28 protein-coding genes and 2 tRNA genes are annotated in these 24,740 nt (G+C 35.9%); 25 read left to right on the top strand and 5 right to left on the bottom strand.

From position 1 onward, the window contains the following. The first annotated feature begins 139 nt into the window (after positions 1-139). The 8 genes from JOE23_RS10340 (at position 140) to JOE23_RS10305 (ending at position 5,397) form a co-directional block, all read left to right on the top strand. On the top strand, positions 140-556 hold the full coding sequence (locus JOE23_RS10340; protein WP_204438339.1) for a MarR family winged helix-turn-helix transcriptional regulator: 417 nt from the start codon (positions 140-142) through the stop codon (positions 554-556). A gap of 16 nt (positions 557-572) precedes the next feature. Continuing rightward, positions 573-1,394 carry a glutamate racemase gene (gene racE, locus JOE23_RS10335; RefSeq protein ID WP_239585357.1) on the top strand — a complete coding sequence of 274 codons (822 nt, stop codon included), beginning with the start codon at positions 573-575 and terminating at the stop codon, positions 1,392-1,394. A 355-nt stretch (positions 1,395-1,749) separates the two neighbouring features. Continuing rightward, positions 1,750-2,820, top strand: a complete 1,071-nt coding sequence (locus JOE23_RS10330) for a GerMN domain-containing protein (RefSeq protein ID WP_204438184.1) — start codon at positions 1,750-1,752, stop codon at positions 2,818-2,820. Positions 2,821-3,058: 238 nt separating this feature from the next. After that, positions 3,059-3,808 (top strand): ribonuclease PH, encoded by a 750-nt coding sequence (gene rph / locus JOE23_RS10325; protein ID WP_204438183.1) that lies wholly within the window; start codon positions 3,059-3,061, stop codon positions 3,806-3,808. A 3-nt stretch (positions 3,809-3,811) separates the two neighbouring features. Further along, entirely contained in the window at positions 3,812-4,405 is a 594-nt protein-coding gene (locus JOE23_RS10320; RefSeq protein WP_204438182.1) for an XTP/dITP diphosphatase, read from the top strand. A gap of 15 nt (positions 4,406-4,420) precedes the next feature. Next, positions 4,421-4,939, top strand: coding sequence for a metallophosphoesterase family protein (locus JOE23_RS10315; RefSeq protein ID WP_204438181.1), 519 nt, complete (start codon positions 4,421-4,423; stop codon positions 4,937-4,939). A gap of 303 nt (positions 4,940-5,242) precedes the next feature. Beyond that, positions 5,243-5,316: transfer RNA gene (locus JOE23_RS10310), tRNA-Gly, on the top strand. Positions 5,317-5,323: 7 nt separating this feature from the next. Next, positions 5,324-5,397 (top strand) — tRNA-Arg (locus JOE23_RS10305). A gap of 297 nt (positions 5,398-5,694) precedes the next feature. Here the strand turns inward: JOE23_RS10305 and JOE23_RS10300 are convergent. Beyond that, positions 5,695-6,141, bottom strand: coding sequence for a hypothetical protein (locus JOE23_RS10300; protein ID WP_204438179.1), 447 nt, complete (start codon positions 6,139-6,141; stop codon positions 5,695-5,697). Between the two features lie 294 nt (positions 6,142-6,435). On the opposite strand from JOE23_RS10300, the gene JOE23_RS10295 reads away from it, so the two are divergent. The 9 genes from JOE23_RS10295 to JOE23_RS10255 all read left to right on the top strand — a co-directional run bounded on the left by JOE23_RS10295 (position 6,436) and on the right by JOE23_RS10255 (position 13,776). Beyond that, complete coding sequence (locus tag JOE23_RS10295) at positions 6,436-6,774, top strand: DUF3139 domain-containing protein (RefSeq protein ID WP_204438177.1); 339 nt, start codon at positions 6,436-6,438, stop codon at positions 6,772-6,774. A 247-nt stretch (positions 6,775-7,021) separates the two neighbouring features. Then, the gene (locus tag JOE23_RS10290; protein WP_204438175.1) at positions 7,022-7,519 is read left to right on the top strand and encodes a hypothetical protein; all 498 of its coding nucleotides are present in this window, start codon (positions 7,022-7,024) and stop codon (positions 7,517-7,519) included. Positions 7,520-7,614: 95 nt separating this feature from the next. Beyond that, positions 7,615-8,073, top strand: a complete 459-nt coding sequence (locus tag JOE23_RS10285; RefSeq protein ID WP_204438174.1) for a GNAT family N-acetyltransferase — start codon at positions 7,615-7,617, stop codon at positions 8,071-8,073. After that, entirely contained in the window at positions 8,042-8,533 is a 492-nt protein-coding gene (locus JOE23_RS10280; RefSeq protein WP_204438173.1) for a hypothetical protein, read from the top strand. The genes JOE23_RS10285 and JOE23_RS10280 overlap by 32 nt, the downstream gene beginning before the upstream one ends. A gap of 15 nt (positions 8,534-8,548) precedes the next feature. After that, positions 8,549-8,782, top strand: coding sequence for a hypothetical protein (locus JOE23_RS10275; RefSeq protein WP_204438172.1), 234 nt, complete (start codon positions 8,549-8,551; stop codon positions 8,780-8,782). Positions 8,783-9,198: 416 nt separating this feature from the next. Then, positions 9,199-9,483 (top strand): transposase family protein, encoded by a 285-nt coding sequence (locus JOE23_RS10270; RefSeq protein ID WP_204438171.1) that lies wholly within the window; start codon positions 9,199-9,201, stop codon positions 9,481-9,483. A 120-nt stretch (positions 9,484-9,603) separates the two neighbouring features. Continuing rightward, positions 9,604-9,741 (top strand): hypothetical protein, encoded by a 138-nt coding sequence (locus tag JOE23_RS10265; protein ID WP_204438170.1) that lies wholly within the window; start codon positions 9,604-9,606, stop codon positions 9,739-9,741. A gap of 203 nt (positions 9,742-9,944) precedes the next feature. Continuing rightward, positions 9,945-10,745 (top strand): class I SAM-dependent methyltransferase, encoded by an 801-nt coding sequence (locus JOE23_RS10260; protein WP_239585356.1) that lies wholly within the window; start codon positions 9,945-9,947, stop codon positions 10,743-10,745. A gap of 277 nt (positions 10,746-11,022) precedes the next feature. Next, the gene (locus JOE23_RS10255; RefSeq protein ID WP_204438167.1) at positions 11,023-13,776 is read left to right on the top strand and encodes a beta-glucosidase; all 2,754 of its coding nucleotides are present in this window, start codon (positions 11,023-11,025) and stop codon (positions 13,774-13,776) included. Positions 13,777-14,021: 245 nt separating this feature from the next. Here JOE23_RS10255 and JOE23_RS10250 read toward each other — a convergent pair whose 3' ends face one another. Beyond that, positions 14,022-14,243 carry a helix-turn-helix domain-containing protein gene (locus tag JOE23_RS10250; protein WP_204438165.1) on the bottom strand — a complete coding sequence of 74 codons (222 nt, stop codon included), beginning with the start codon at positions 14,241-14,243 and terminating at the stop codon, positions 14,022-14,024. Between the two features lie 460 nt (positions 14,244-14,703). Between JOE23_RS10250 and JOE23_RS10245 the strand changes: the two genes are divergently transcribed. Together JOE23_RS10245 and JOE23_RS10240 are read left to right on the top strand one after the other, a co-directional pair. Then, the gene (locus tag JOE23_RS10245; protein ID WP_204438164.1) at positions 14,704-15,018 is read left to right on the top strand and encodes a hypothetical protein; all 315 of its coding nucleotides are present in this window, start codon (positions 14,704-14,706) and stop codon (positions 15,016-15,018) included. A 144-nt stretch (positions 15,019-15,162) separates the two neighbouring features. After that, positions 15,163-15,345, top strand: coding sequence for a hypothetical protein (locus tag JOE23_RS10240; protein WP_204438163.1), 183 nt, complete (start codon positions 15,163-15,165; stop codon positions 15,343-15,345). Between the two features lie 326 nt (positions 15,346-15,671). Here the strand turns inward: JOE23_RS10240 and JOE23_RS10235 are convergent, their stop codons facing one another. Continuing rightward, positions 15,672-16,382 (bottom strand): glycoside hydrolase family 11 protein, encoded by a 711-nt coding sequence (locus tag JOE23_RS10235; RefSeq protein WP_204438162.1) that lies wholly within the window; start codon positions 16,380-16,382, stop codon positions 15,672-15,674. Positions 16,383-16,820: 438 nt separating this feature from the next. Further along, on the bottom strand, positions 16,821-17,678 hold the full coding sequence (locus JOE23_RS10230; RefSeq protein ID WP_204438161.1) for a MurR/RpiR family transcriptional regulator: 858 nt from the start codon (positions 17,676-17,678) through the stop codon (positions 16,821-16,823). A gap of 195 nt (positions 17,679-17,873) precedes the next feature. Between JOE23_RS10230 and gnd the strand changes: the two genes are divergently transcribed. The 3 genes from gnd to gntK all read left to right on the top strand — a co-directional run bounded on the left by gnd (position 17,874) and on the right by gntK (position 21,786). Next, complete coding sequence (gene gnd, locus JOE23_RS10225; RefSeq protein ID WP_204438159.1) at positions 17,874-18,770, top strand: phosphogluconate dehydrogenase (NAD(+)-dependent, decarboxylating); 897 nt, start codon at positions 17,874-17,876, stop codon at positions 18,768-18,770. Between the two features lie 23 nt (positions 18,771-18,793). Next, entirely contained in the window at positions 18,794-20,134 is a 1,341-nt protein-coding gene (locus JOE23_RS10220; protein ID WP_204438158.1) for a GntP family permease, read from the top strand. A 128-nt stretch (positions 20,135-20,262) separates the two neighbouring features. Continuing rightward, positions 20,263-21,786 (top strand): gluconokinase, encoded by a 1,524-nt coding sequence (gene gntK / locus JOE23_RS10215; protein WP_204438333.1) that lies wholly within the window; start codon positions 20,263-20,265, stop codon positions 21,784-21,786. A gap of 624 nt (positions 21,787-22,410) precedes the next feature. Here the strand turns inward: gntK and JOE23_RS10210 are convergent. Beyond that, positions 22,411-22,590: an H-type small acid-soluble spore protein gene (locus JOE23_RS10210; protein ID WP_204438331.1), complete on the bottom strand. Its 180-nt coding sequence runs from the start codon at positions 22,588-22,590 to the stop codon at positions 22,411-22,413. Between the two features lie 190 nt (positions 22,591-22,780). Between JOE23_RS10210 and JOE23_RS10205 the strand changes: the two genes are divergently transcribed. The 3 genes from JOE23_RS10205 (at position 22,781) to JOE23_RS10195 (ending at position 24,604) form a co-directional block, all read left to right on the top strand. Then, complete coding sequence (locus JOE23_RS10205) at positions 22,781-22,930, top strand: hypothetical protein (RefSeq protein ID WP_204438157.1); 150 nt, start codon at positions 22,781-22,783, stop codon at positions 22,928-22,930. A 390-nt stretch (positions 22,931-23,320) separates the two neighbouring features. Then, positions 23,321-23,581 (top strand): holin, encoded by a 261-nt coding sequence (locus JOE23_RS10200; RefSeq protein WP_204438156.1) that lies wholly within the window; start codon positions 23,321-23,323, stop codon positions 23,579-23,581. A 36-nt stretch (positions 23,582-23,617) separates the two neighbouring features. Then, positions 23,618-24,604 carry a DUF3196 family protein gene (locus JOE23_RS10195; RefSeq protein ID WP_204438155.1) on the top strand — a complete coding sequence of 329 codons (987 nt, stop codon included), beginning with the start codon at positions 23,618-23,620 and terminating at the stop codon, positions 24,602-24,604. The last annotated feature ends 136 nt before the right edge of the window (positions 24,605-24,740 follow it).

The raw sequence follows: 24,740 nt of genomic DNA, 5'->3' as shown, positions 1-24,740 counted from the left end.
TCAGAAATAATCAATTGATTAATTTTTACCTAAATGATTAAAAAAATGTTATGATACAAGAAGGAATTCTAACGAGGGAGGGATTGTCAAGGTGGAAAACGAAGCAGTTGATCGTCCAATTGCTCAAATCGAAAAAAATATGCGCTACATAAATGGCATTATTAAGCATAAAGGACGCGAGATTTTAAAGAACTATTCTATTACGACACCGCAATTTATTGCGCTACAGTGGCTTTTAGAAGATGGAGACTTAACAATTGGAGAATTATCCAATAAAATAAATTTAGCATTTAGTACAACGACGGATTTGGTCGACCGAATGGAGAAGAATCAGTTAGTAGAACGGAGACGAGATACAAAAGATCGTCGTGTTGTACGCATTCATCTACTTCCAGAAGGTAAAGAAATCATTCATGAAGTGATTCAAAAACGCCAAGCTTATTTAAGTACGGTTTTAGCTGATGTATCTGCGGAAAATGTTGATGCTTTACATCATGTGCTTGATCTGTTATTAGAAAAGATGAAGTGGGATAAAGAGAATAATAAGAAAAAATAGAAAAAGAGGGATAGAATTGGATCAGCCAATCGGTGTCATAGATTCAGGTGTTGGTGGTCTAACGGTAGCGCGTGAGCTTATGCGCCAATTACCGAAAGAACAGCTTATTTATTTAGGTGATACAGTACGTTGCCCTTATGGTCCGCGTCCAGAAAAAGAAGTCATCCGGTACACGTTGGAAATGGTAGATTTTTTGATGGAGAAACAAATTAAATTATTGGTCATTGCCTGTAATACGGCAACAGCGTTTACGCTTGAATTTTTACAAGAGAAATTGTCCATTCCTGTTATTGGAGTCATTCAGCCCGGTGCTCGGGCGGCGATGAAAATAACCAAAACCAAAAAAATTGGTGTGATTGGTACAGAAGGAACTATAAAAAGTAAAGCTTATCCACATGCCTTGGAGTATATCTCGTCTAAACTAGATATATATGATTTGGCTTGTCCTAAATTTGTGCCATTGGTAGAAAGTGGACAGTTCTCAAGGGAAGCAGCAGAGCAGATTGTTAGTGATTCTCTACAACCCATGCTTAAACATCATGGGTTAGATACATTGATTTTGGGTTGTACACATTACCCTTTACTTGCTGATCAGATCAAGGCGGTGATGGGACAGCGTGTGCAAATCATTTCCTCAGGTGAAGAAACGGCTCGTGAAGTCAGTGTCATTATGAGTTATCAACATATCGCTTATGAAGGGGAAAGGCTTGCTAAACACCAATTTTATACGACAGGTTCCCCTATATTATTTGAACAAATAGCCAATCGATGGATGGACTATCCTGTTCAATTTATTGAACAAGTTACGATAGATCAAACATTAATAGATAATGAATAGTGAGCGAATGGTATAGTTATATATTTATCACAGCTAACCGTCTGTAAAACGCTCACTTTAAAATAGAGAACAAAGATCATCTACTTAGGCGAGAAAAGAACGAAAATGTCCACTGGTTGAAGGTTGTATTTAAAGTCGATACAAACATTGTTGTTTATTGACATGTTTAGTATCGATTTTTTTTGGTAATATTCCATTAGCCATGAAAGGGTAGATGTTAGATGTTTTTGAAAAATAGTGTTCAACACTTTTTTAGTTAAGTAGTTCAACCACATATCTTTTTCTTGTTCACTGGTCTAATTTTTTTATAGGGCTCGTATACATGTTAGTACAAACCATCTGAGGAGGACATAACATGAATAAACGAGTGCTGATTCGATCGATAGGTCTTAGTTTGTTACTTATTTTTAGTGTGTTAACGGTATCTGGTTGCGGCATTTTTAACTCTGAAGACACTTTAGAAGACATAGATGTGCCAAAAGAAGAAGAGCAAGAAGATGAGGAAGAATTAGTAGAAGATGATCAAACAGAGGGTGAAGAGCAAGAAACCGTTGCAAGACAGTTGTTTTTAATTAGTGAGGAAGGGATTGTTGTTCCACAAACGATTGAAATACCAAAAGCAGATTCAAATGAAGTAGCCACACAGGTACTAGAATACTTGGTTAAAGATGGACCTGTGAGTCAATTATTACCAAATGGGTTTGAGGCGGTTTTACCAGTGGGGACAGAAATCTTAGGTCTTAATTTACAAGAAGACGGGACGATGATCGTTGATTTATCAAATGAGTTTAAGGAATATGAGGCTAGTAAAGAGCAACAAATCATTCAAGCGATGACTTATACATTAACACAATTTGATAATGTCGATAAGGTAAAGCTATGGATCAATGGTTTTGAATTAACAGAAATGCCGGTTAACGGCACACCGATTATGAATGGTTATTCAAGAGCAAACGGAATTAATTTAATCGAAAGTGAAGCGATCGATTTACTAAACAGTGAAGCGGTGACCGTTTATTATCCAACCCAATTAGGACCGAATTTCCACTATGTTCCGGTGACTCAACATATTGAAATCGATAGTGACAATCGCTATCAATCGATTGTACAAGCGCTGCTAGATGGCCCTAGTTATCAGTCGAACTTTTTACATGTGTTTAATCCAAATGTGGAAATTCTTGATATTGAAGAGCTAGAAGATGGTATTCTGTCAATTGAATTTACGGAAGAGATTTTAGCTGACGTTAATGAAGCGTATATTGCAGATGAAGTGATTGAAACGTTAGTATTAACCTTGACTGATCAGCCAGATGTGTCAGCACTTTCAATATCTGTAGCCGATATTGAACAAGTTTTCAATGAACACGGGGTTCCTTATATTGAACCCGTTACACGTGATACTTTTGTGCCAACAGGCAGTTTATAAGGCTGATCATCATGATGTATAGAAAATGCGAGCTTGTCACTGTCAAGACTTGGTGACAAGCTTTAATTGTTATGAGACACCACTATTTAAATTGAAGGAGAGTGAAACAGACAAGATAACAGCATATAGGGATATCACAAAGATTGATTTGTTCTTTTTATAGCGAATAAGAGAATGAATTAAACGTATTGGTTAAAAATATGTTACGATAATAACGGAATAAAAGGAGGAAGATGGAATGAGACCCAATAATAGATCTGTTAATCAATTGAGAGCGCTAAAAATAGATACAGGCTTCACCAAACATCCTGAAGGTTCGGTGTTAATTACTGTAGGAGATACAAAAGTGATCTGTAATGCCAGTATAGAAGATCGCGTCCCTCCATTTATGCGTGGTCAAGGTAAAGGGTGGATTACAGCTGAATATGCCATGCTTCCAAGAGCAACAGAGCAACGAAACATAAGAGAATCGTCAAAAGGAAAAGTATCCGGTCGTACGATGGAGATACAACGTTTGATTGGTCGCGCCTTACGAGCTGTTGTCGATTTGGATAAGCTTGGAGAGCGGACGATATGGATTGATTGTGATGTGATTCAAGCAGATGGAGGCACACGTACAGCTTCAATTACTGGGGCATTTGTTGCTATGGTTTATGCACTTGGAAAATTAAAAGATCAGGAAATTCTTAATGAAATGCCGATCACTGATTATTTAGCAGCCATCTCTGTAGGGATCATGCCAAATGGTGAAGCTGTTCTCGACTTGGAATATGTTGAAGATGCGGAAGCCAATGTTGATATGAATATTGTCATGACAGGGGCAGGAGAATTTGTCGAAATTCAAGGCACAGGGGAAGAAGCAACTTTTACCCCAAACCAGCTTCAGCAAATGCTTGATTTGGCGAATCAGGGGATGAAACAGATTTTCTCAATGCAAAAAGAGGCGCTTTCAGACTATGCCACACTGCTGGAGATAGAAGAGGAATAGGTTATGGATAAAATATTAATTGCAACTAAAAATAAAGGAAAAGTGAAAGATTTTAAAACATTGTTTAACAAACAAGGGATTGAAGTGATTTCCTTACTTGATTTAGATGAGGAAATAAGTGATGTTGAAGAAACAGGGATAACGTTTGAAGAAAACGCAGCATTAAAAGCTGAGACCATTGCTGAGCTTATGCAAATGCCAGTTTTAGCTGATGATTCTGGTCTTGCGATCGATGCTTTAGATGGTGCGCCTGGTGTTTACTCGGCACGCTATGCGGGTATGGAAAAGAACGATCAAAAAAATATAGAAAAAGTGCTAGATAAATTAAAAAACATTCCAGAGCAAGCACGAACGGCACAATTTGTCTGTGCCCTTGCTCTTGCTGATCCAAATGGTGATACGGTCATTAAACAGGGTTATTGTAAAGGTCATATAACGCTTGAACCCATAGGGGATCAAGGATTTGGTTATGATCCTATTTTCAAACCAGAGGATTATCCATGTACGATGGCTCAATTAACCCCGGAACAAAAGAGTGCCATTAGTCACCGTGGGCAAGCATTACGCAAGTTAGCAGATTGGTTAGCACTTGATTAGAAAGTAGGGTTAGACATGGCGAAAGTTTTAATAATAAGTGATAGTCATGGTTGGTTAAAGGAAGTTGAATTACTGAAACAGCGTTACGAAGGAAAAGTTGATGAAATGATTCATTGTGGTGATTCTGAACTTGATTATAATCAAGTGGAAATGCAAGGTTATCAAAGAGTAGCAGGCAACTGCGATTATGACTCAGATTATCCAGATGAATTAGCAATAACGATTGCTGGTGAAAAATTTTTCATTGCCCACGGGCATATGCATCATGTTAAAATGAATCTAACACCTATTACATATCGCGCAAGTGAAGTCGGTGCAAAAATTATATGTCATGGCCATTCGCATTTGGCAGCAGTAACCAAAGTCGGTGATCAACTGGTTATTAACCCAGGAAGCATTCGCATGCCAAGAGGTCGACGTGAAGAAACTTATGCCATTTTAGAATGGGACGAGAAGCAAAATTATCATGTCCATTTTTATCGCTTGAATGGCGATGAAGTTAAAGACTTAGCCTATCATACAACTTTAGCTTAGAAGATAAGAGGGCTAAGTCTGTCTTTAGTTCTTTTATCACAGATAATCGTCCGTAAACCAAGGATCTAAAAATAAAGCGTAGAGCAAATCGATTGAGGTGGGTGATAACGGCCGCTCATGTCTTGATTCACTCAACGAACCTCAGTGGGAGATGAACGAAATTTCCCACTGATTGAAGGTTCTTTTTATCTTTTAACAGCATTTTTTTTGAAAAAATAATTGACATAATTGGCGAAAATGACTATAATGAATCTTGTCTGTTACGAAAGATTAACGTTTAAAAATACAAAATAGATCAATAGTGCGGGTGTAGTTTAATGGTAAAACCTCAGCCTTCCAAGCTGATGACGAGGGTTCGATTCCCTTCACCCGCTCCATTATTATGTCCCAGTAGCTCAGCTGGATAGAGCAACGGCCTTCTAAGCCGTGGGTCGGGAGTTCGAATCTCTCCTGGGACGTTAGCTAAATTACCCGCCAAATCCTTATTTAAAAGGGATTTGGCGGGTATTTTCTTTTTGGTGAAGAGAATTAAATTAATACTAAAAAGCAAATTGGGGTTGGATTATTATTAAACCTTATTCTGCATTATTTTTAAAGATGACATTTGCGTAGTTTGCAGCTTCTAAATCTTCCTCAGGAAGTGCATGACCGTAAATATCAAATGTTGTTCCCATTTTTGCATGTGAATGTGTGTGAAGTACAATCAAAGACTAAGAAGCATCAATAACTTTAATAAGAAAGTTATTATTACAAAGTCAACTGACTAGAAGTCTTTTTTTTGAAAAGGACCAAATTTTTTGAATTATTAAGATAATAATAGTTAGAATTAATTGACTATAATGGAACTGAGTTAGGTTTCCTATAGCGAAATTAAAAATGGCTGAGACAGCAAAACTTAATATTAAAAACAAAATAGAAACAATTATATTTATAGAAATCAAGTAGTTAAAATAGACAAATTCCTTCTTTAAAATAAACCAAAAAAACAAAGTCAATAACAAAACAATTAAAATTGCTCCAAGAATATCTGATAATTCATTTAAAAAATTGAGATGTAAGTAATCTTCTCTTTCTATGTTTTTGCCAAAAGCTATTGATAAATTTCTTTTAACAACCTCTTTGTAAATCTCTAAAGAAAAGTAGATGCAATTGCACAAAAGAAATGGAATCCCTATTAATCCAATTCCTTTTTTGTTGATCATAATGCCTTACACTCCCATCTTGTTGATAAATATAAATACAAAATAATGACGAATTCAACTGTATTATTTCCAATATCTTAGCATAATATTGTTTTTGATAAAAGTAGATCGTGAGTGAAAATGAATTGCCAGTTGGGGAAATTTCAATTGAAAATAAAGAAGATATATTTAAACAGTTCCTACACTGGTTGATGAGAGGATTAGGTTTATTATTTTTTCGTTTTATTAAAAAATAGGTTAATTATGTTATATAATAAGATATTAGGAAATTGAAATTCAGGAGGTTTTTGGAAAATGAGAAAAGTGCTAATTGCTTTGGTTGTACTCTTATTGGTAGGTGTTATCTGGTACGTAACGGGTAGGATTATAAATAAAACTCAAACTACGAAGGCAGTGGATGAAGCAATAGAAGAGATGGGTTTCTCAGATGCTATAAGTCATAAAGAAACAGTTTTTGATTCTAAAACTGGAGATTATGAAGTTGAAGTAATTTATGAAGACGAAAAAGAACATTTATATATTTACTATAATGATCAGGGCGACGTTACCGGTTTTGGTCATGACCTTGATGGAAATGAAATTACAGACACATCTAAACTAAAGTATTTAATAGATTATAGAAAGCCACGTTAATGGTGGTGCACCCCAAAAGTTAGAATGAAATTCTAATGTCTGGGGTGCTTTTTTATATGGCAAAATACAGTGATGATTTTAAATTAAAACTTGTTAAAGAATATATTGATGGGCCACTAGGATATATCCTATTATCAAAAAAATACGTCATACCAGGTCCAAAACCTATTAAAAAAGTCGATATACGGTGTAATTTCTTACATGACCGTTATACTGACCGTTTCACTAAACGATATAGAAGGCTTATATGACGCTTTTCATTAATTTAGTTAATAATTCTTTTAATCGACTTGAAGGTGAAGGGAGAATAGGTCAATCATCTGTTTATATTTTTAAAAGAACTGATGGAAATCATGAAGAAGTTAGTCAAGATGAATATGACAATGCACTTGCTTTTAAAAAAGATTTAGTTGAATCCTTAGGAGTTAATTATAAGCATTATATCTTATCATATCGTAGTCTTCATAAAAATAAAGATATGAGAAGGATTATAAGAGAAGTAGATGAGCAGATGACAAAAGAATTTAAAATAAGCTATATGTACGAAATGATAAAAATTTCAATTGAAAATGATGAAATTAAAAGGGAAATATCTCGAGAGAAATTTGACCAGGCGTATTTTCAAAAGTTTATTAAGTTATCAAAGGATAGACAGAATAGGGAAGACTATAAAGAAACTGAATCGTTTTGGAGAAGAACTTATTTAGTGAACTTAGAAGCGTTAATTCTGGAAAAAATGGTATAATTAGATATTCTTATATTTGAAAGGGGATAGTTCTATGTTTTGTAAATACATCAATTAATTGTGGGAGTGATTTTTAAACAAAAGGAGACACATAAATGGAACTTGAAACTAATAGATTAAAAATTATATCTTGTACAGCAGAAACAGTCCAAACTGCTATAAACCAAAACTATGAAAATGGACCTGAAATATCAAACTATTTGGAGCAGTTAAATAAAGACCCTTCTATACTAAACTGGGGGAGTTGGATGGTTGTACGTAAATCTGATGATATAGTAATTGGTGACTTAGGTTTTAAAGAGAAACCAAATGAAAACGGAGTAGTTGAAATTGGATATGGTTTCCTAAAAGATTATTGGAATAATGGTTATGCTACGGAAGCTGTTGAAGTGTTAATACAATGGGCTTTTAGTACATCTAAAGTAGAAAAAGTAATAGCTGATACACTGCAAGACAATTATGGTTCTATTCGAGTTTTAGAAAAATTGGGTATGAAAAAAGTTGGACATAAAGAAAAAGTGATTGATTGGGAATTATCTAAACAAAGTTGTTGATTATTATTTTAGTTATTTGTATTTGTTTAGTGGAAATGATTTTGCCTCGTTCAAAGGGTTTGCATATTTTTGGTTAGCTCCTGCTATTTATTTAATTCCTGGGGTTGGTCAAGTAACACCTACTGCTACAGGTGCCATAGTACTTGGCGGATTAGTTATTGCAAATGGTCATTTACTTTATAAGACAATTAAGAAATTCTTAAATAACCCAAGGAATGTTATTCATTCTACATATGGAATACCTAAATCACTTCTGGGTTCAAAAAGAAATATAAAGTTAGGAGAATTCAAAGACAAGAATGGGAAAACTCCTCTTAATAAAAATTCGGGAACTTTTAAAAACGGGAAATATACTATTAATAAAGATACTGCTGGGCATGGAGAGCGAAAATGGAAGCTTCACAAAAGTGGGAGAAAAGTTGCATCTTTAAACGGAAAGGGTAAAGTACTTAGTGAGTAAAAAGAAGATGGAAAAATGAATAAATTACAATTTGAACACTTGACATTTCATTATCATGATTCTATTAATGTGTTTACTAATCTAGAAGAAAAAACAGTCATCTTTATAAATAAAGATCAGGATGAAATTCATGGTGTTGTAGAAATTAAAGAAAACAAAACATTTAAAATTCATCCGAGATATAACGTCAATTTCCTAATCGATAAAAATGAAATTACCGTAAATGTTAATTATGTAGATTCAGAATAGTGGTGTTTGTTGCTAATTAAGAGCCCACTATAGGCTCTTAATTAATATAAGAAGACTTAATTGTTTTGGAGAGAGTTGCGAATGGTTTGGTGTAAAATGGAACTTTAAGTTATGGTTCGACTTTAACTTTTGCTGAACCGTTAGAAGAATTAAAAATTTCCCACTTAACTGCTTTAGTGGATCAGAATTGGATAATAATTAGACAGTTAAGTAGACTTAATAAAAACATAGAGGATATGAAAAACAAGACATCCGAGTAGGGTGTCTTTTATAATGGAAATTGTAACCATTAAATAATGGCTCTAAAATATATGTTGGGGTAAAGAAAAAATTGAGAGAAATAAAAACACGCAATCTCCTCATTTGTTATCATTTGTTTAGAGGAACAAAACAAACAAAAAGGAGTTGCGTGCATAATGCATTTTAACATTTCTTTACCAGGATTAGAAGGGGTTATGGTGACAAAATCATTTGAACAAGATGGCTATTATCAACTTCATGTAGAGTTGGCGCGTGTTCCTCATCATTGTCCGAATTGTAGCCAAGTAACAGAAAAAGTCCATGATTATCGGGTCCGAAAAATTCAACATCACCATATTTTTGGTAGACAGACGCTTTTATTTATACTTAATAATTGTAAAGTTACAACATTTAATTTCAATATTATTAAATTATATAAATCAACTTATTCTCATCACTGACAAACCCACCTCCACCCTCATCCGTGTCAAAGCGATCACTTTTTTACACATACAGGTGTAGTAGGTTTTACCTATTTAATGTATGATTGAGTTATAAATAATTTGTATGAGGTGATTATAATGGAGGTAGCGGTTAAAAGCTCGACAGTCAAATCTTTAGAATTTATTGGTGGGTTGTGTATTCTAAGTGGAATTATCTTAGCTTTTTCAAATTCAAGTACAGTTACAGATTACATTAGTGAATACTTTGATAAGTAGCGTTATTTATGAGTTCCTAACATTTGCTATTTTAAACAGCGAAGGGTTTTAAAGACAACTGATGTAGATGAACTTCGAGAACTTTTAGATAACTTACGAGCTATTTAAGGTGAAGAAAAAGTTTTTTATACTAACGGTGAGCTATACTTCAAGATAGCGTTTAATTTGTTTATATGATGTAAATTATTTTAAGGAGATTTTAAATGATTGAAAAAATGAAATTAGATAATTTAGAAGAATATGATGACCCTATTTTATATGATAAGGAGAACGATACATATACAGAAGATATCATTTTTTTAGAAAAATGGGCATCGAAAACTGAAGGTATAATTGTTGATTTAGCTTGTGGTACAGGTAGAGTAACTATACCCTTAGCAAGTAAAGGGTATAGAGTAATAGGAGTGGACCTTCATAAAGGTATGCTTAATGAAGCAAAAAACAAAACTTCTAACCTTAATTTACAGATAGATTGGGTGGAACAAGATTGTTCTAAATTAGATTTGAAAGCAAAAAGTAATCTGATATTTTCCGTAGGGAATTCATTTCAACATTTCCTTACAAACGATGCTCAAGATGACTTGTTAATGTCTGTGAACAGGCATTTAGAAACCAACGGAATTTTTATATTTGGGACAAGATTTCCAAGTGCGGAGGAGTTGTTTCAACCGAGTAAAGAGGAGTACTGGAAAACATATATTGATAGGGATACTCAAAATGAAGTAGATGTTTATACAGTCAGTAGCTATGACCCTTTAAATCAATTGCAACACAATACAACGATAAGAAAATTTAAAAATGCTGATGAAGAAATAGTCAATGAAGTAAAAACAAATATAACCCTACGTTACGTATTTCCAAAAGAAATGGAACGGATTTTAACTGACAATTGTTTTGAAATAATCAATGTTTACAAGGACTGGAAAGAAACTCCTATAACAGAAGATAGTTATCAGATGGTGTATGTTTGCAGAAAAGTTAAGGATTTTAAAAAAGAAAAGTAATTGATTTGGACATTTCCTTATTTAACAAACGGGTGGCGATAGCGAAAGAAGCTATCGTGACCTTGTTGAAGAAACGGGGAGTACACTTTAAGAAGAAATTGAAAGAAAAAGGTGAAATAATGGGTTTTATAATTTTATTTTCTCTATCTGGATTTGTAGTTTTATAATACATAAGGAGTCATGTGAATGCGTTTAATAAAGGGCGAATAAAACATCTAAAAAAGTTGAACCTTAAAAGCATATCAATCCTAGTAAGATGATGAGGGGGCAACAAAAGATGTCTGGAAAAAGCAAGAAAAAAATTCGTGTGATCACAAGTTCTTTGTTAGCTTTGTTACTGATCTTCGGTGTAGTAGGAAATATTGCATTAGCTCACTTTTCTGATGTTATCACGGCGCCTTTTACTACAATCGACATCGAAAGTCGGGAAGAGGCGGAAGCGCGCAAATATTCGGAAACTGTTGCACAAATGATTGTTGATGAAGGGGTTGTTTTGCTCAAAAACAATGATAACATGCTACCGATCACAACGTCGTCCGAGAAAAAAACAAAGGTAAACGTTTTTGGCTGGAGCTTTACGAATCCGATTTATGGGGGAACAGGTTCAGGTAAAGTGAACATTGAGACAGCCATTACCCCGAAATTAGGACTTGAAAATGCAGGATTTGAGATAAATGAACAATTATACAATGATTATGTAGCGTTAAATATCGAGAGACCGATCATTGATTTAGACGGTCAGGACTGGACGATTCCAGAGCCGATTGCCACCGAATTTTACACCGCTGAGAGGATGGAGCAGGCAACAGATTATTCAGATATTGCAATTATCTTTATTGCACGTTCCGGCGGTGAAGGGGCAGATCTTCCAAGAAGTATGGACGGTCCTGATACTTTTGATCTTGAAGGAGGACTTTTTGGAGCATCTGGGAGTAAATATGGCTATGAGGATGACCTTGATCCTGACAAGCATTACCTTCAGTTAAGTAATCGAGAGAAGGGGATGGTTGATGCGGTTACAGCACATTTTGACAATGTTGTTCTTGTTGTTAATAGTAGCAATCCCTTTGAACTTGATTGGGTAGATGGATATAGCCAAATTAAGAGCATTGTAACTGTCGGCGGACCGGGGCAAAATGGATTTAATTCCGTCGGGAAAGTTCTTTCGGGGGAAGTGAATCCTTCTGGGAGAACAGTAGACATCTATACGAGGAGTCTTCTGGACCCACCGGCAATCACGAATTTCGGTGATTTCGACTACGTTGTTGAAAATGTTGACGGCTCCTATGAGCAAGCTGTAGATGCAAAGGGGGTACCTTTAAAGTACATTGATTACTCGGAGGGGATTTATGTCGGCTATCGTTTTTATGAAACTGCGGCAGTTGAAGGCGCTATTAATTATGAAGAAAAAGTGCAGTTTCCATTTGGTTATGGTTTAAGCTACACGACCTTCGAACAGGAAGTGGTGTCAGAAAGCCTGGACTGGGATGACACAGATGTTACTTTTGATGTAAAAGTAACAAATACCGGTTCGACGGAAGGGAAGGAAGTTGTTCAAATTTATTATTCTGCACCATATACAGGAAAAATAGAAAAATCTTCTGTTAATTTGATTGCTTTTGACAAGACGGATATGCTTCAGCCAGGTGAATCAGTGACGATTACCATTTCATTCAAAGTAGAAGATATGGCCTCTTACGATTACGATAAGATTTATAGCAGCACAGGCTCGTATGTTCTGGAGGAAGGTGAATACAAGCTTTATCTTATGCACAACTCTCATGAGAAAATCGAGGATATTGGTTCCAAAAGTCTTGCCGAAACAGTGTTTGGCTCCGGGCGTTCTACAGATGGACAGGCGCCAGTCAACCAGTTTGATGATCATGTGACCGGAGAGGGAAGTATTGCTACCTATCTTTCCAGAGCAAACGGCTTTGAAAACATTAGTCAAATTGATAATAATGAGGAATTAACAATCACAACAGATGATGGAGAAAAAACAGTTAAAGGAAAGCTTATAGAAGCTGATTTTGTGAATGTTATTAACAGTGCACGCTATGATGTGCCAGCCGACAAGCATACAGATCCACCGACGACAGATGCCAAGAACGATAAGAAGTTAAAAGATTACATTGGTGTGGATTATGATGATGAAAGCTGGGGTGAACTGCTTGACCAATTGTCTGTTAATGACATGGTTGATTTGGTCACGCTTGGTGGTTATCGCACTGTTGAAATTCCTTCGGTGGGCAAGCCGGCAACACGAGATTATGATGGACCTTCTGGAATCTCAACTTTTATTTCAAATGATTCCATAGATGGGACTGCATTCCCCTCGGTAGTTGTTCTGGCATCGACTTGGAATCTACATCTTGCAGAAAAAATGGGAGAAGCCATTGGTGCTGAGGGACAGGCTTATAATGTAACCGGCTGGTATGCACCAGCGATGAACATTCACCGTACTGCATTTGGTGGAAGAAATTTCGAGTATTATTCAGAAGATGGGCTCTTGTCAGGTAAGATGGCAGCTGTTACTACGAAAGGGTATGAAAGCCAAGGTGGATATGTTTATATGAAGCACTTTGCGCTAAACGATCAAGAGCAAAACCGTACGCTTGGTGTCTTAACATGGAGTAATGAACAGGCGATGCGGGAAATTTATTTGAAGCCGTTTGAAATAACGGTGAAAAAAGGGGGAGCAAGTGGTGTGATGTCTTCCTTTAACAGTATTGGTGCTGTTTGGTCCGGTGCGAGTAACGCCTTGCTCAAAGAAGTACTTCGCAAGGAGTGGGGCTTTCAAGGCATGGTCAATACCGACTTTTATATGAATGGTCCTGGGTTGGAAGAGTTTCCTTACATGGTATTTGAGCTTGGTATCCGCAACGGTAATGATCTATATTTAACCGGATTGGCTCCTAGAGGTGTCCCTCAAGTGAATACCGCCAGCAATGATACTCTATGGGCAATGCGTGAAGCAGCGCATAATATTTTATACACAGTTGTTAATAGCAATGCTGTTGAAGAACGATAAAGCACACCTTTATCACAGCTAAGCGTCCATAAAACTCCCGTCTCAAAGTAGAGGATAGAGCTCACTGATTTAGGCGGGAGCTAACGGACGCTCATGTCCTGATTCACGCAATGACCAATCAGAACGAAGACGCCCACTGATTAAAGGCTCGTTTTATGAAATTCGACGTCTGCAAAAATGAAAAGTAGCCAATCGGCTAAAATATCTGCATACAAATAAATGAAATGTAAGTCACTTGACATCAGTCACTTCTCGTCAAACCACTTCTCCATTGCTTGTACACTTATAATCCATTCTTTACGTGAACCACCAGGCTTTTGAAAATACTTTATAAGTCCCAATTCAATCATTTCATCTAATTCTTTGTTTAAGGATGGCTTTAATTTGTTTTTAACGGTTTCTTGATTCTTTCCCCATCTGAAAGCTGCTTCAGCTGGTGTCATATAATTATTAATTTCTTTTTTCATTTTCTAGTTCCTCCAGTTGATTTAATAGTTTGTCTTTCTTGATGCAAGCACAAATATCTTATACCGTATCAATGGTATACCCCAAATAAAACCAAGTAATTTCCCCCTTTTTTAATCTTGATGTTATTTGAAAATTTATAGAATTTATTAATAAATCATTTCAAAAAATTTATAAATTTAGTATTCCTTTTTGAAAGACTAATATATAATTAATTTATTTATGAAGGTGATAACCACGTTGGAAATGCTTCCAAATATAGTTTTGTTTATCGATGTGTTAATCATTTTGCCTATTATATTAGCATGGATGTCTTGATATCTAAAAAGTAGCATTGCTATTCTTATGGTCGCACCTTTTATTGTGGTTAGCGTATTGTCCTTATTGTTGGCCATTCGAATTTTGAAAAATAGGATTGAACATATGGATTTATGATGTTAAAAATGAAAAAGGAGGGAAATCATGATCGGTTGGTTAAATATAGGTAGTTTTGTGTTGGGACTCGTTGCTTGGATCCTTCCCATTGTCAATTTGACACGGTATATGAAGCCGATTAATAACAATTGGATGCTCTTTTCCATGTTGAGCATGAGTGCATGTGCTATATCACTATTCTTCCAGCTTTTAAATGACTATAATCGTGTAAAGGTTGAGGATTGGTCGGCTTTAATGGACATAATGGGTGGTCGAGCGTCTATAGCAGCCATTCTTCTCATCGGTACTATTAGTTTGAATATTATCACTTTAATTGTCTATCAGCGTAAACTCAAAAAATGATAAAAGGAAGTATAGGGCGTTTACCATTGGATTCCATGTGACAATATTGTCATATCGTTAAGCATTTTGTTCTATCAATCGATGTTAAAAGGTCATGTCATTTGCTACGATAAGGTTACTAAATATTTTTGAGAGGAATTTTCAATGGAAGCATTTTTATTTATCGTATCTATATTGTGTCTTGGGTTAAGTTTTGCGGTGTTAATTTCAGGTATTTTTAAACATAATGTAAAAGATGTTTTTAAAACTAAATATGCAAAGGTATCTGTTTTGTTATTAATTATTTATATTGTTATATTTATTGCATATTTAATCATCGCAAATTAAGTATTTGATGAGGGCGATTGGTTTGGTTTGTGTAAGCTGAAAATGACTTGGAAACTAGTTCTCCATTATCTTTGAAGATATCATTACTTTGGTGATAGTGATTAGGAGTGTATCAACCGAACTGATCTGCATAGCTAATTTGATGTTCAGTGGTGAAAAGAGGATGATGCGTTCACCTAAGACCTTAGCAAAATTTCGATCACCCCCCAGTACTGTAGAGGATACTGAGAGGTGACTTTGAAAAAATTGATTTACAACTCTGCTCATTACGTTGATGTAAGTCAAAGCATACTAATCTGAAAATCTATCGTTGTCTTATTGTTAAATTACCAGCTAGGGATTGGGGTCCCATTAATGCGCAATGTGTTACTGTACACATTTGCGCTACCGCTGCTTTGATAACCTTCTACTGTAAGTGCAACTTCATACATATTACCCATTGGCATACCTAAGTTTTCCCAAGCTCTAAAGTGGTCACTTACAGATATGGTTCCACTAGTTCGTCGCGTTCTACGAACACTCCAGTACTGTTGGAAAGTGGCATCCCCTATAATGGAAGGCTGATTGTATCTAGTGGTTTCATAGATATCGTAAACACCACCGTCAACAGTAATCGTTCCTTTTGCGTTAGCTCCTGGTGGGCGCCAGCTTCCCCAGCTATCAACGATGTAATATTCAACAAGTGGATTAACCGTCCATCCGTAAACGCATAAATAAGAATTACCATTTGGTTGGTAGTTGACACCGTAATTTATTGAAATATTACCAATCTGATGGTGTCTTTGCGTTTGATCGAATTTTCTACCTTTACGGAATAATATATTGTTGACATTATTCCACTGGGCACTGAAAGTACCCCCTTGGTTAAGTGTCATACTTCCCCAGCCACCGCTATCTTTCCAGAATTCGTAATCGTAGCCACCGTGGTTGCCGATTGAATTGTCGGTTCTTGTTTCTGCATTAACAATGGTTGCTGGTATCGTCAGTACAAAACAAACAACGGCAGCAAAAACCAGTTTGAATACTTTTTGTTTCATCGTTTTATTCCTCCTTTTGAAAAAATGGCATTTATTGTTACAGTCATGCTTTTAAATCACGCTGCACTTCAGCCCTCCCTTTCCGCCAGGATTTGTAAACGTTTACAGATTTAATTTTATTGTATTTGGTAAAATTATTTCACCACCTAAACTATAGTTCATACCATAAAAAGTTCAGCTGTTCAGTTGATCATCGATAAACTTACTAAAAAAATGTTTAATAATTTAAATGGCTGTTTTTTCTTTTGTTAAATCGTTAATAAAAGGAACCTTCAATCAGTAGGTGTTTTCGTTCTTCTCCCACGAATTGGTCATTGCGTGAATTGAAATAGACAGTTCAAACGTTTAGTTGTTAATAAATCAATTTCCGGTAAATGAAAACATTTAAGTGCTATCCGCTAGCGACGTTTAGCAAAGTAACTTAAGTGTTTTCATTAATTAAATTCTTTTTGTAGCGATGGCTTTTCTCATTTTTTCAATTGATAATTTTCCAGCTTCTTTTCTAGCCATTAGTACGTTAACATAAATAGCATCAATAACACTGAGTTGTGCAATTCGTGAAGCTAATGCTTCAGACCGAAAGTCGGTTTCTTCCGAGAGTGTATATAAGGGGATGTCGACTTTTTGACTAAGTGGTGATTGGGTGAAGCCGGTGATTCCAATTGTTTTCACTCCATTTTTCATAACGGTTTCATAGATATCTAAAATGTCTTTTGTTGTTCCTGTATGAGAGATAAGGATAGCGACATCTTCACTTGTCATTTGAGAAGCTGCCATTAATTGCATATGAGTATCTGCTTGAGCAAAAACACTAATACCCGTACGAATTAATTTATGGTAACCATCTAAAGCAATGATGTTAGATCCGCCACTACCAAAAAATTCCACCTTTTTTGCCGACAATATGGCTTCTACTGCATCTTTAAAATATTTTTCATTGATAACTTTTAAAGTATCTTCTAATGTTTGGATGTTAGAGTGAAATACTTTTTCAAGAACGGTTTTTTCATCATCATTTGCTGATATATTTTCATGGATATCTTGTATGGGTTCTACAAATTCAGCAGCTAAAGCAATTTTCATAGCTTGATATCCCTTGAAGCCTATTCGCTTGCAGAAGCGAAAGACTGTTGAATCCGCTAATCCAATTTCTTCTGCTACTTGATTAATCGTTCCGTGAATCACTTTATTAGGATTTGATAAAATGTAATCTGCTATCGCTTTTTCTTTATCACTAAATGTCGAATAATGTGAACGGATGCTCATCAAACATGAATGTGTATCTGAACGAGACATTAAAATACCTCCTGAAAAATTATATTACAGTTATTATAAAGGTAATTTAAGAAAAATTAAATGTTTAATCAAAAGTGCTTTCATAATAACAAGTCCTATGGTAATTTTTCTAAAAAAAATTAGAAAACGCTTGCAAAGAATAATATTTTTTCGTATTATTTAATTAAGGAAAAATATTTTGCTGGAGGGATTGTAGTGAAAGTTGCGATCATAGGGTTAGGGAAAATGGGGATGAATCTGACACGAAACTTGTTAGGTAGAGGTTATCAAGTGATTGCGTATGATATTAATGCTAATGCAGTGTCAGAAGCAGGAAAAGAGGGGGCGATTGAAGCTTATACGTTGGACGATGTTGTTATTAAATTGGGTCAAAAAAAAATAATTTGGATGATGGTCCCAGCTGGCGATGCCACAGAGCATCTTATTAAATCATTAACGCCTAAACTAGTATGTGGAGATATATTAATTGACGGTGGCAATTCAAACTATAAAGATACCATTCGTCGTGCCCATGCTTTAAGAGCAAAAGAGATTGGTTATTTGGATGTTGGAACGAGTGGGGGAACGGAAGGTGCGAGATATGGTGTTTGTATTATGATTGGCGGAGATAAGCAAGCCTATCAAGAGGTTGAGCCGATATTCAAGGACGTTTCTGTACCAAATGGCTATCTATATACAGGGCCTTCAGGTAGTGGCCATTTTTTGAAAATGGTTCATAATGGCATTGAATATGGAATGATGCAAGCTATCGGTGAAGGATTTGATATCTTAGAGAAGTCAGTATTTGATTATGATTTTGAACAGGTCGCTCGTGTTTGGAATAATGGCTCGGTGATCCGATCATGGCTGATAGAGTTATTACAAGATGCCTTTGCAAAGGATCAATATCTAAAACAAATCAAAGGAGTCGTCCACTCATCAGGTGAAGGGAAATGGACGGTAGAGACAGCTTTAGAATTACAAGCAGTCGCACCTGTGATTGCATTATCATTAATGATGAGAAATCGCACTCTTGAACAAGACACTTTTAGTGGGAAAGTGGTCGCTTCGTTGCGGAATCAATTCGGTGGTCATTCTGTTGAGTCTTATTAATTGTTATAGGGGAGGAATTATAGATGTCTGGAACCATGTTAATTCTGGTAGCGATTGCAGGGATATTTGGTTTGTTGTTTTTAGTCATAAGGCAAAAACTTCATGCTTTTGTTTCCTTAATGGTAGTTAGTTTGCTTGTAGGGATAGCCGCAGGAATGCCACTAAATCATGTTATTGAATCTATTGAGGCAGGAATGGGAGGGACACTAGGATTTGTTGCCATTGTAGTCGGTTTAGGTGCTATGTTTGGAAAAATGCTCGAAGTGTCTGGTGGTGTAGAAAGATTAGCACAGACCCTTTTAGAGAAATTTGGGGAGGACAAATCGCAATGGGCATTAGGTATTTCTGGTTTTTTGGTAGCTATTCCTGTGTTTTTTGATGTAGGTTTCATTATTTTAGTCCCAATAATTTATGGGTTAACTAAAAAAACGGGACGTTCTCTATTATATTATGGAATACCGCTATTAGCAGGATTAGCGGTGACACATAGTTATATCCCACCAACACCTGGTCCTATAGCGGTAGCCAATTTAGTTGGAGCGGATTTAGGATGGGTGATTTTATTCGGAGTAATTGCTGGTATTCCATCTATGCTCATTGCGGGACCGATATTTGGTAAGTTTATTGCTGGAAAAGTTCACGTCAAGGTTCCGGAATATATGAACTTTCAAGAAAAAGTGCCTGGAAAAGATTTACCGAGCTTTGGAATGATTGCTTCAATTATCCTTGTTCCGTTAGTATTAATCTTAGTTAATACATTATCTACGGTTTTATTTGAAGAAGGTCACATTGTTAGAGAAATCACTACCTTTGTTGGTAATCCGATTGTAGCATTAACCTTAGCAGTATTGGTAACGTTTACATTCTTAGGGACCAAAAGAGGATACTCTAGACAAGAGGTGCAAGATATTGCAACAAAGGCATTAGAACCGGCGGGAATTATTATTCTTGTGACTGGTGCAGGTGGGGTGTTTAAAGAGGTATTAATAGACTCTGGTGTAGCTGATGTATTAGGTGAACAAATGGCTGCATCTGCGTTGCCTCCCATTTTATTAGCATTTTTAATTGCGGCGGTTGTTCGCGTAGCACAAGGATCTGCAACTGTTTCAATGGTTACTGCAGCTGGCTTAATTTCTCCAGTATTATCAATTATGGAATTTGACGGTCCCTCGCTTGCTTTAGTTGTGATTGCCATTGCAGCAGGTGCAACTGTACTTTCGCATGTGAATGACTCCGGCTTTTGGCTTGTTAGTCGTTATTTTGGATTAGAAGTTAAGGATACTTTCAAAACTTGGACCGTTATGCAAACATTAATTGGTTTAGTAGGTTTATTAACGGTTATGGTAATCAGTTTATTTATATAATAAATATTTATGGATCAAGAAATACAGAATTATTAGAACCGATGAATAAACCTTTCGTATTTAACATTGTCATAGGTATAATAATAGTAAGTTAAATGATAGTGGAGGAATATACAATGAAGAAATATATGCTTGGTGTAGACATAGGAACGACCAGTACAAAAGCGGTTATATTTAATCGAGCTGGTGCGGTCGTTGCACAACAATCTATTGAGTACGCATTAGACACACCTGTCTCTGGGGCTGCTGAACAAGATGTTAATGAGATTCTAAGAGCGGTTAAGTATACGATAAGGGATGTTCTGTCTATTAGTGGTATTGATAAAAAGGCACTAATGTTTGTTTCTTTTAGTGCAGCAATGCATAGTTTAATTGCTGTCAATGACAGAGGTGAGGCTTTAACGGCAAATTTAACATGGGCAGATCAACGCAGTGAACCATACGTAAAAGCATTAAAAGATAATCAAGGTCATGAGCTGTATCTTAGAACGGGGACACCAATACATCCGATGTCACCTTTAGCAAAGATTATCTGGCTAAAAAATGACAGGCCCGAAGTGTATCGACAGACAGCCAAGTTCATTTCAATAAAAGAATATGTTTTTCATCATTTTTTTAATCAATATGTTATTGATTATTCTATTGCATCTGCAACCGGATTATTTAATTTGATTGATTTAGATTGGGATGATCAGGCGTTGGCAGTAGCTGGTATTAATCGAAACCAATTGTCGCGAATTGTGCCAACAACAGAACGATTAGAAGGTTTGGATAAGAAAGTTGCGAACGAACTTGGCATACCACAAGACCTGCCTTTTATTATCGGGGCAAATGATGGTGTACTTGCCAATTTAGGTGTAAATGCGATTAAGCCTGGTGTTGTTGCTTTAACGATTGGCACAAGTGGTGCGATACGTACGGTTACTAACCGCCCCGTTACGGATCCAAAAGGTAGAATCTTCTGTTATGCGCTAACTGATAAGCATTGGGTGATTGGGGGACCAGTTAACAATGGCGGTATGGTTATGCGTTGGCTTCGTGATGAGATGGGCTATCAAGAGGTAGAAAAAGCTAAAACGTTAGGACGAGATCCTTATGATGTCATTACGGAAAAAATTGCCCATATTCCTGCTGGAGCAGAAGGTCTTATTTTCCATCCTTACTTAGCGGGGGAGCGTGCGCCGTTATGGAATGCACAAGCGCGTGGATCATTTTTTGGATTAGCCATGCATCATAAGAAAGAGCATATGATGCGTGCGGTTTTAGAAGGAATAAATATAAATATGTATACGGTTATGCTTGCCTTGAAGGAAATGATTGGTTTTCCCGATAAAATCCATGCAACGGGTGGTTTTGCAAAATCAGAGGTATGGCGACAAATGTTAGCTGACATATTTAATCAAGATGTCCATGTTCCAGCTAGCGTCGAAAGTTCTTGTTTAGGAGCAGCTGTATTAGGTCTTTACGCAATAGGTGAGATTGATGACCTTGACGCAGTCTCTGAAATGGTCGAAACTGTACAAGTTAATCAACCTATTAAAAACAATGTCAAAACTTATACAGAACTCATTCCGCTCTACATACGGTTAAGTCGACTATTAGAAAGTGAGTATGCAGCAATTGCTATGTTCCAGCAAAACCATACTAACTAATTCTCTCATATTAAATGCAGGAGGGGAGTTGGATCTTACGGTAAATCATGTTTTAGCTGCACATTTATTGATTAAATATTATGGCTAAGAAATAAGAGTGGGATAAAAATAAATAAGTCAATATAATAACCGAACTATAATAGGTATTCAACCAATTGTAGTTCGGTTATTTATTTTTATTTTTTGGGATAAATAATTTAGCAACTGAAATATGCGAGAATCCCGGGGGCAGGGCGATCTGAAGATCCACTCGGAAGCGTCATTTGTTTTGCTTAGTGAAAGGTTAGACTAAACCCGTCACGTCGTGTGACAACGTCTAACTGACCTACAGTTTGTAGAGATGAAACCGTACTTCCATTTATTTCATAACAGATAACCATCCGTAAATCACCCTCAAAATAGGGAGTAGAGCAAATCAATTTAGTTGAGTGATAATGGACGCTTATGTCGTGATTTACTCAACGAACCTGCAAGCAGTGGGCGAAGAACGAAAATACCCACTGATGGAAGGTTCGTTTAAAAAAATCGTTCGTGTTTAGAGCGAAAATCGTTTATTTTGTCCCAAGCTCTTTGTGCTTTTACTAGCTTTTCTTGGAGGTGGCGTTTCCACTAAAAATTTTAAAATTAATGTTCTTCTAAATGATCAACAGATACACTTTTTTTATCTTCTGGATTGGATAATGGATGGATAGTGGCTAGGTTTTTATCTTGATCCACATGTTCAATATAGACTTTCTCACCGTTACAAGTGACATGAATCATATCAGGTATCATCGTTATTTCTTGTGCACGTTGTGCTTCGATAAGGCTCACCACCTTTGTTTTGGCATATCTTTATTTTACACACCTGTGTTATATTTATACCTTCCAACTCGATATGGTAAATCCGCACTAAATAATGGTTAAATAAGTTTATTTTTAGCATATTTTCAAGTCTTATATACATGACCGAAAATAGCATGCATAAAATAGAATATAGAGAGGAGGTGCCATGGTGAATGTTGAGATGGTTGTTAGTTTGGTTGCTTTGTTGGCAGCAATATTTAAGAACATAATCTCAGCATTAAAAGATTTAAGTGACATGCGAGAAAATAAAAGAAAGAAAAAGAGACGACCGCGATACTTAAAAGGTCGTCACCATTGAGTAGGATATTAGGGAGGTGTTTTCCTCCCTAATATATAATATAATGCGAACCTGCAAATTGCATGCGAAAAATTTTTAGCGATTTACGTCAAAGTTATAAAGTGCTTGTAAACCAATAGATAATCCGTTAAAGTAAACCATACGTTTAAGATTTACGACAAATGAACGGTTAACAACATGTATATTTCTTGACTATGAGGTAAATAAGTAAACAAGTAAGAAATTTCGTTAGATCTTCTTTTAAAGCACATTTGCAGCTTTGGATAAATTTAGTCTATAATTGAGAAGGACATTAAGCTAACGCTTATTTCAATGCTTAGTGATTTTTCTGCTTTTGCAAGTATGTTCTGTTAAGTTCACACGTATCTTTTATACAAGGGAGGGATTCGTGTGGAACAAGTACTCATATTTGCAACAGTGTTATTACCTATTGTGTCTGCTTTAGTGGAAATGATTAAATTAACATTCAATTTACCAAAGAATATCATTCCATCGATTAGCTTTATTATCGGCTTATTAATCGGTAGTGTTGCCTATCCTTTTACTGACCTTGAGCTTGTCTTGCGCCTCTGGGCTGGGGGATTAGCTGGTTTGTCAGCAACAGGCTTGTTTGAAATGGTGAATAAGAGGGAAGGAACTACTAAAGCATAGATACAGACAATAAGTAGAGGGAAGGAGGGGTAGATAATGAACCGGCAACATGATAATGTTGTCCTGTTCCCTAAGCAAAAGCAAGATCTTGAAAAAAATGCTTATCAAGCCATGCAGGATAAACAATTTGCAGATGCACTAAACTATTTAAATCAATTAATAGCTCATGGTGTTACCGATCAAGAAGTAGCCTTAGGTAAACTGACGTGTTTAATTGAACTTGGAAGACAGAAGGAAGCCGAGCAAATGTGTGAGGACCTTATTGCTAAGCAGGACGACAACTATTTTTCATACATAAATATTTATGCAACATTATTATTTCAATTTCATAAACATAAAGAAGTCGCAGAGCTTCTTGATGAAACCTTGGAACATGGTCACATTCCTAGTTCTTTAAAGGGGCAATTAAAGAAGCTATATGAAGTTAATCAGCCATTAGTGAATGAACAAGTCGAACAAGAAGTTAATGTAACAAAACATGAATTAGAAGAAGCGATAGACAACCATGACACGATGGCACAATGGCATTTAATCAACCACCTTCAGCGTGCTGATATAAAACCATACATAGATTTATTTGCAAATATGCTTGTAGAAGAAAATATTCATCCAGTCATTAAGACGGTTATTGTAAGCCTATTACAAGCAGAATCCATTAATCAAGAGTTCGAAGTCGTGAAATTCAGTCAACGTTTAACGATTAATCCGAGTGTTTTTCCTTATATGAACAAACATCCATTCCGTTTAAAATTAAAAGAGACGCTCGCTGACCTTGAGCAAAAGGATCCTTCTTTTTATCGGTTTAGCAATCAACTCATTGACCGTTATTTCTATGTTCATTATCCATTTGTTCCAAAAATGGATGAAATAGACGCCATGAATCAAGCAGTTATTGCCATCGTTAAGGCTTCATTTGATCCCCAAACAGGGATCGATGAATCTGCTTATTCAATAGAAGTGCTAGAAAAGATTAACAGAATGATTGCATGTGAACAAATTTATTTTTCCATTATGGAAGAATAAATGAAAATATCCACGTTCTAAATAGTAAATCTTGAAAGCGCGTTTGTTTGTGTTATAATAAAAGGGTTGATTTGCGTTCGGTCTTGTATCAAAAATAATGTATCATGAATGAACGGCAAATATAAAATTTATACAT

This window comes from Amphibacillus cookii, from assembly GCF_016908375.1.
GTDB lineage: Bacteria > Bacillota > Bacilli > Bacillales > Amphibacillaceae > Amphibacillus_C > Amphibacillus_C cookii.
Note: the sequence above shows the minus strand (reverse complement) of the source record. Positions and strands in the feature narration are given on the sequence as shown.

Bases quoted from the DNA above. Each gene is read 5' to 3' on its own strand.
- JOE23_RS10320 (WP_204438182.1), top strand. From the start codon at position 3,812: ATGGATAAAATATTAATTGCAACTAAAAATAAAGGAAAAGTGAAAGAT.
- JOE23_RS10270 (WP_204438171.1), top strand. From the start codon at position 9,199: ATGCATTTTAACATTTCTTTACCAGGATTAGAAGGGGTTATGGTGACA.
- JOE23_RS10340 (WP_204438339.1), top strand. From the start codon at position 140: ATGCGCTACATAAATGGCATTATTAAGCATAAAGGACGCGAGATTTTA.
- JOE23_RS10220 (WP_204438158.1), top strand. From the start codon at position 18,794: ATGTCTGGAACCATGTTAATTCTGGTAGCGATTGCAGGGATATTTGGT.
- JOE23_RS10300 (WP_204438179.1), bottom strand. From the start codon at position 6,141: ATGATCAACAAAAAAGGAATTGGATTAATAGGGATTCCATTTCTTTTG.
- JOE23_RS10315 (WP_204438181.1), top strand. From the start codon at position 4,421: ATGGCGAAAGTTTTAATAATAAGTGATAGTCATGGTTGGTTAAAGGAA.
- rph (WP_204438183.1), top strand. From the start codon at position 3,059: ATGAGACCCAATAATAGATCTGTTAATCAATTGAGAGCGCTAAAAATA.
- JOE23_RS10330 (WP_204438184.1), top strand. From the start codon at position 1,750: ATGAATAAACGAGTGCTGATTCGATCGATAGGTCTTAGTTTGTTACTT.
- JOE23_RS10240 (WP_204438163.1), top strand. From the start codon at position 15,163: ATGGAAGCATTTTTATTTATCGTATCTATATTGTGTCTTGGGTTAAGT.
- JOE23_RS10275 (WP_204438172.1), top strand. From the start codon at position 8,549: ATGAATAAATTACAATTTGAACACTTGACATTTCATTATCATGATTCT.
- JOE23_RS10195 (WP_204438155.1), top strand. From the start codon at position 23,618: ATGAACCGGCAACATGATAATGTTGTCCTGTTCCCTAAGCAAAAGCAA.
- JOE23_RS10285 (WP_204438174.1), top strand. From the start codon at position 7,615: ATGGAACTTGAAACTAATAGATTAAAAATTATATCTTGTACAGCAGAA.
- JOE23_RS10260 (WP_239585356.1), top strand. From the start codon at position 9,945: ATGATTGAAAAAATGAAATTAGATAATTTAGAAGAATATGATGACCCT.
- JOE23_RS10265 (WP_204438170.1), top strand. From the start codon at position 9,604: ATGGAGGTAGCGGTTAAAAGCTCGACAGTCAAATCTTTAGAATTTATT.
- JOE23_RS10230 (WP_204438161.1), bottom strand. From the start codon at position 17,678: ATGTCTCGTTCAGATACACATTCATGTTTGATGAGCATCCGTTCACAT.
- JOE23_RS10290 (WP_204438175.1), top strand. From the start codon at position 7,022: ATGACGCTTTTCATTAATTTAGTTAATAATTCTTTTAATCGACTTGAA.
- JOE23_RS10295 (WP_204438177.1), top strand. From the start codon at position 6,436: ATGAGAAAAGTGCTAATTGCTTTGGTTGTACTCTTATTGGTAGGTGTT.
- JOE23_RS10255 (WP_204438167.1), top strand. From the start codon at position 11,023: ATGTCTGGAAAAAGCAAGAAAAAAATTCGTGTGATCACAAGTTCTTTG.
- gntK (WP_204438333.1), top strand. From the start codon at position 20,263: ATGCTTGGTGTAGACATAGGAACGACCAGTACAAAAGCGGTTATATTT.
- JOE23_RS10245 (WP_204438164.1), top strand. From the start codon at position 14,704: ATGATCGGTTGGTTAAATATAGGTAGTTTTGTGTTGGGACTCGTTGCT.
- JOE23_RS10250 (WP_204438165.1), bottom strand. From the start codon at position 14,243: ATGAAAAAAGAAATTAATAATTATATGACACCAGCTGAAGCAGCTTTC.
- JOE23_RS10235 (WP_204438162.1), bottom strand. From the start codon at position 16,382: ATGAAACAAAAAGTATTCAAACTGGTTTTTGCTGCCGTTGTTTGTTTT.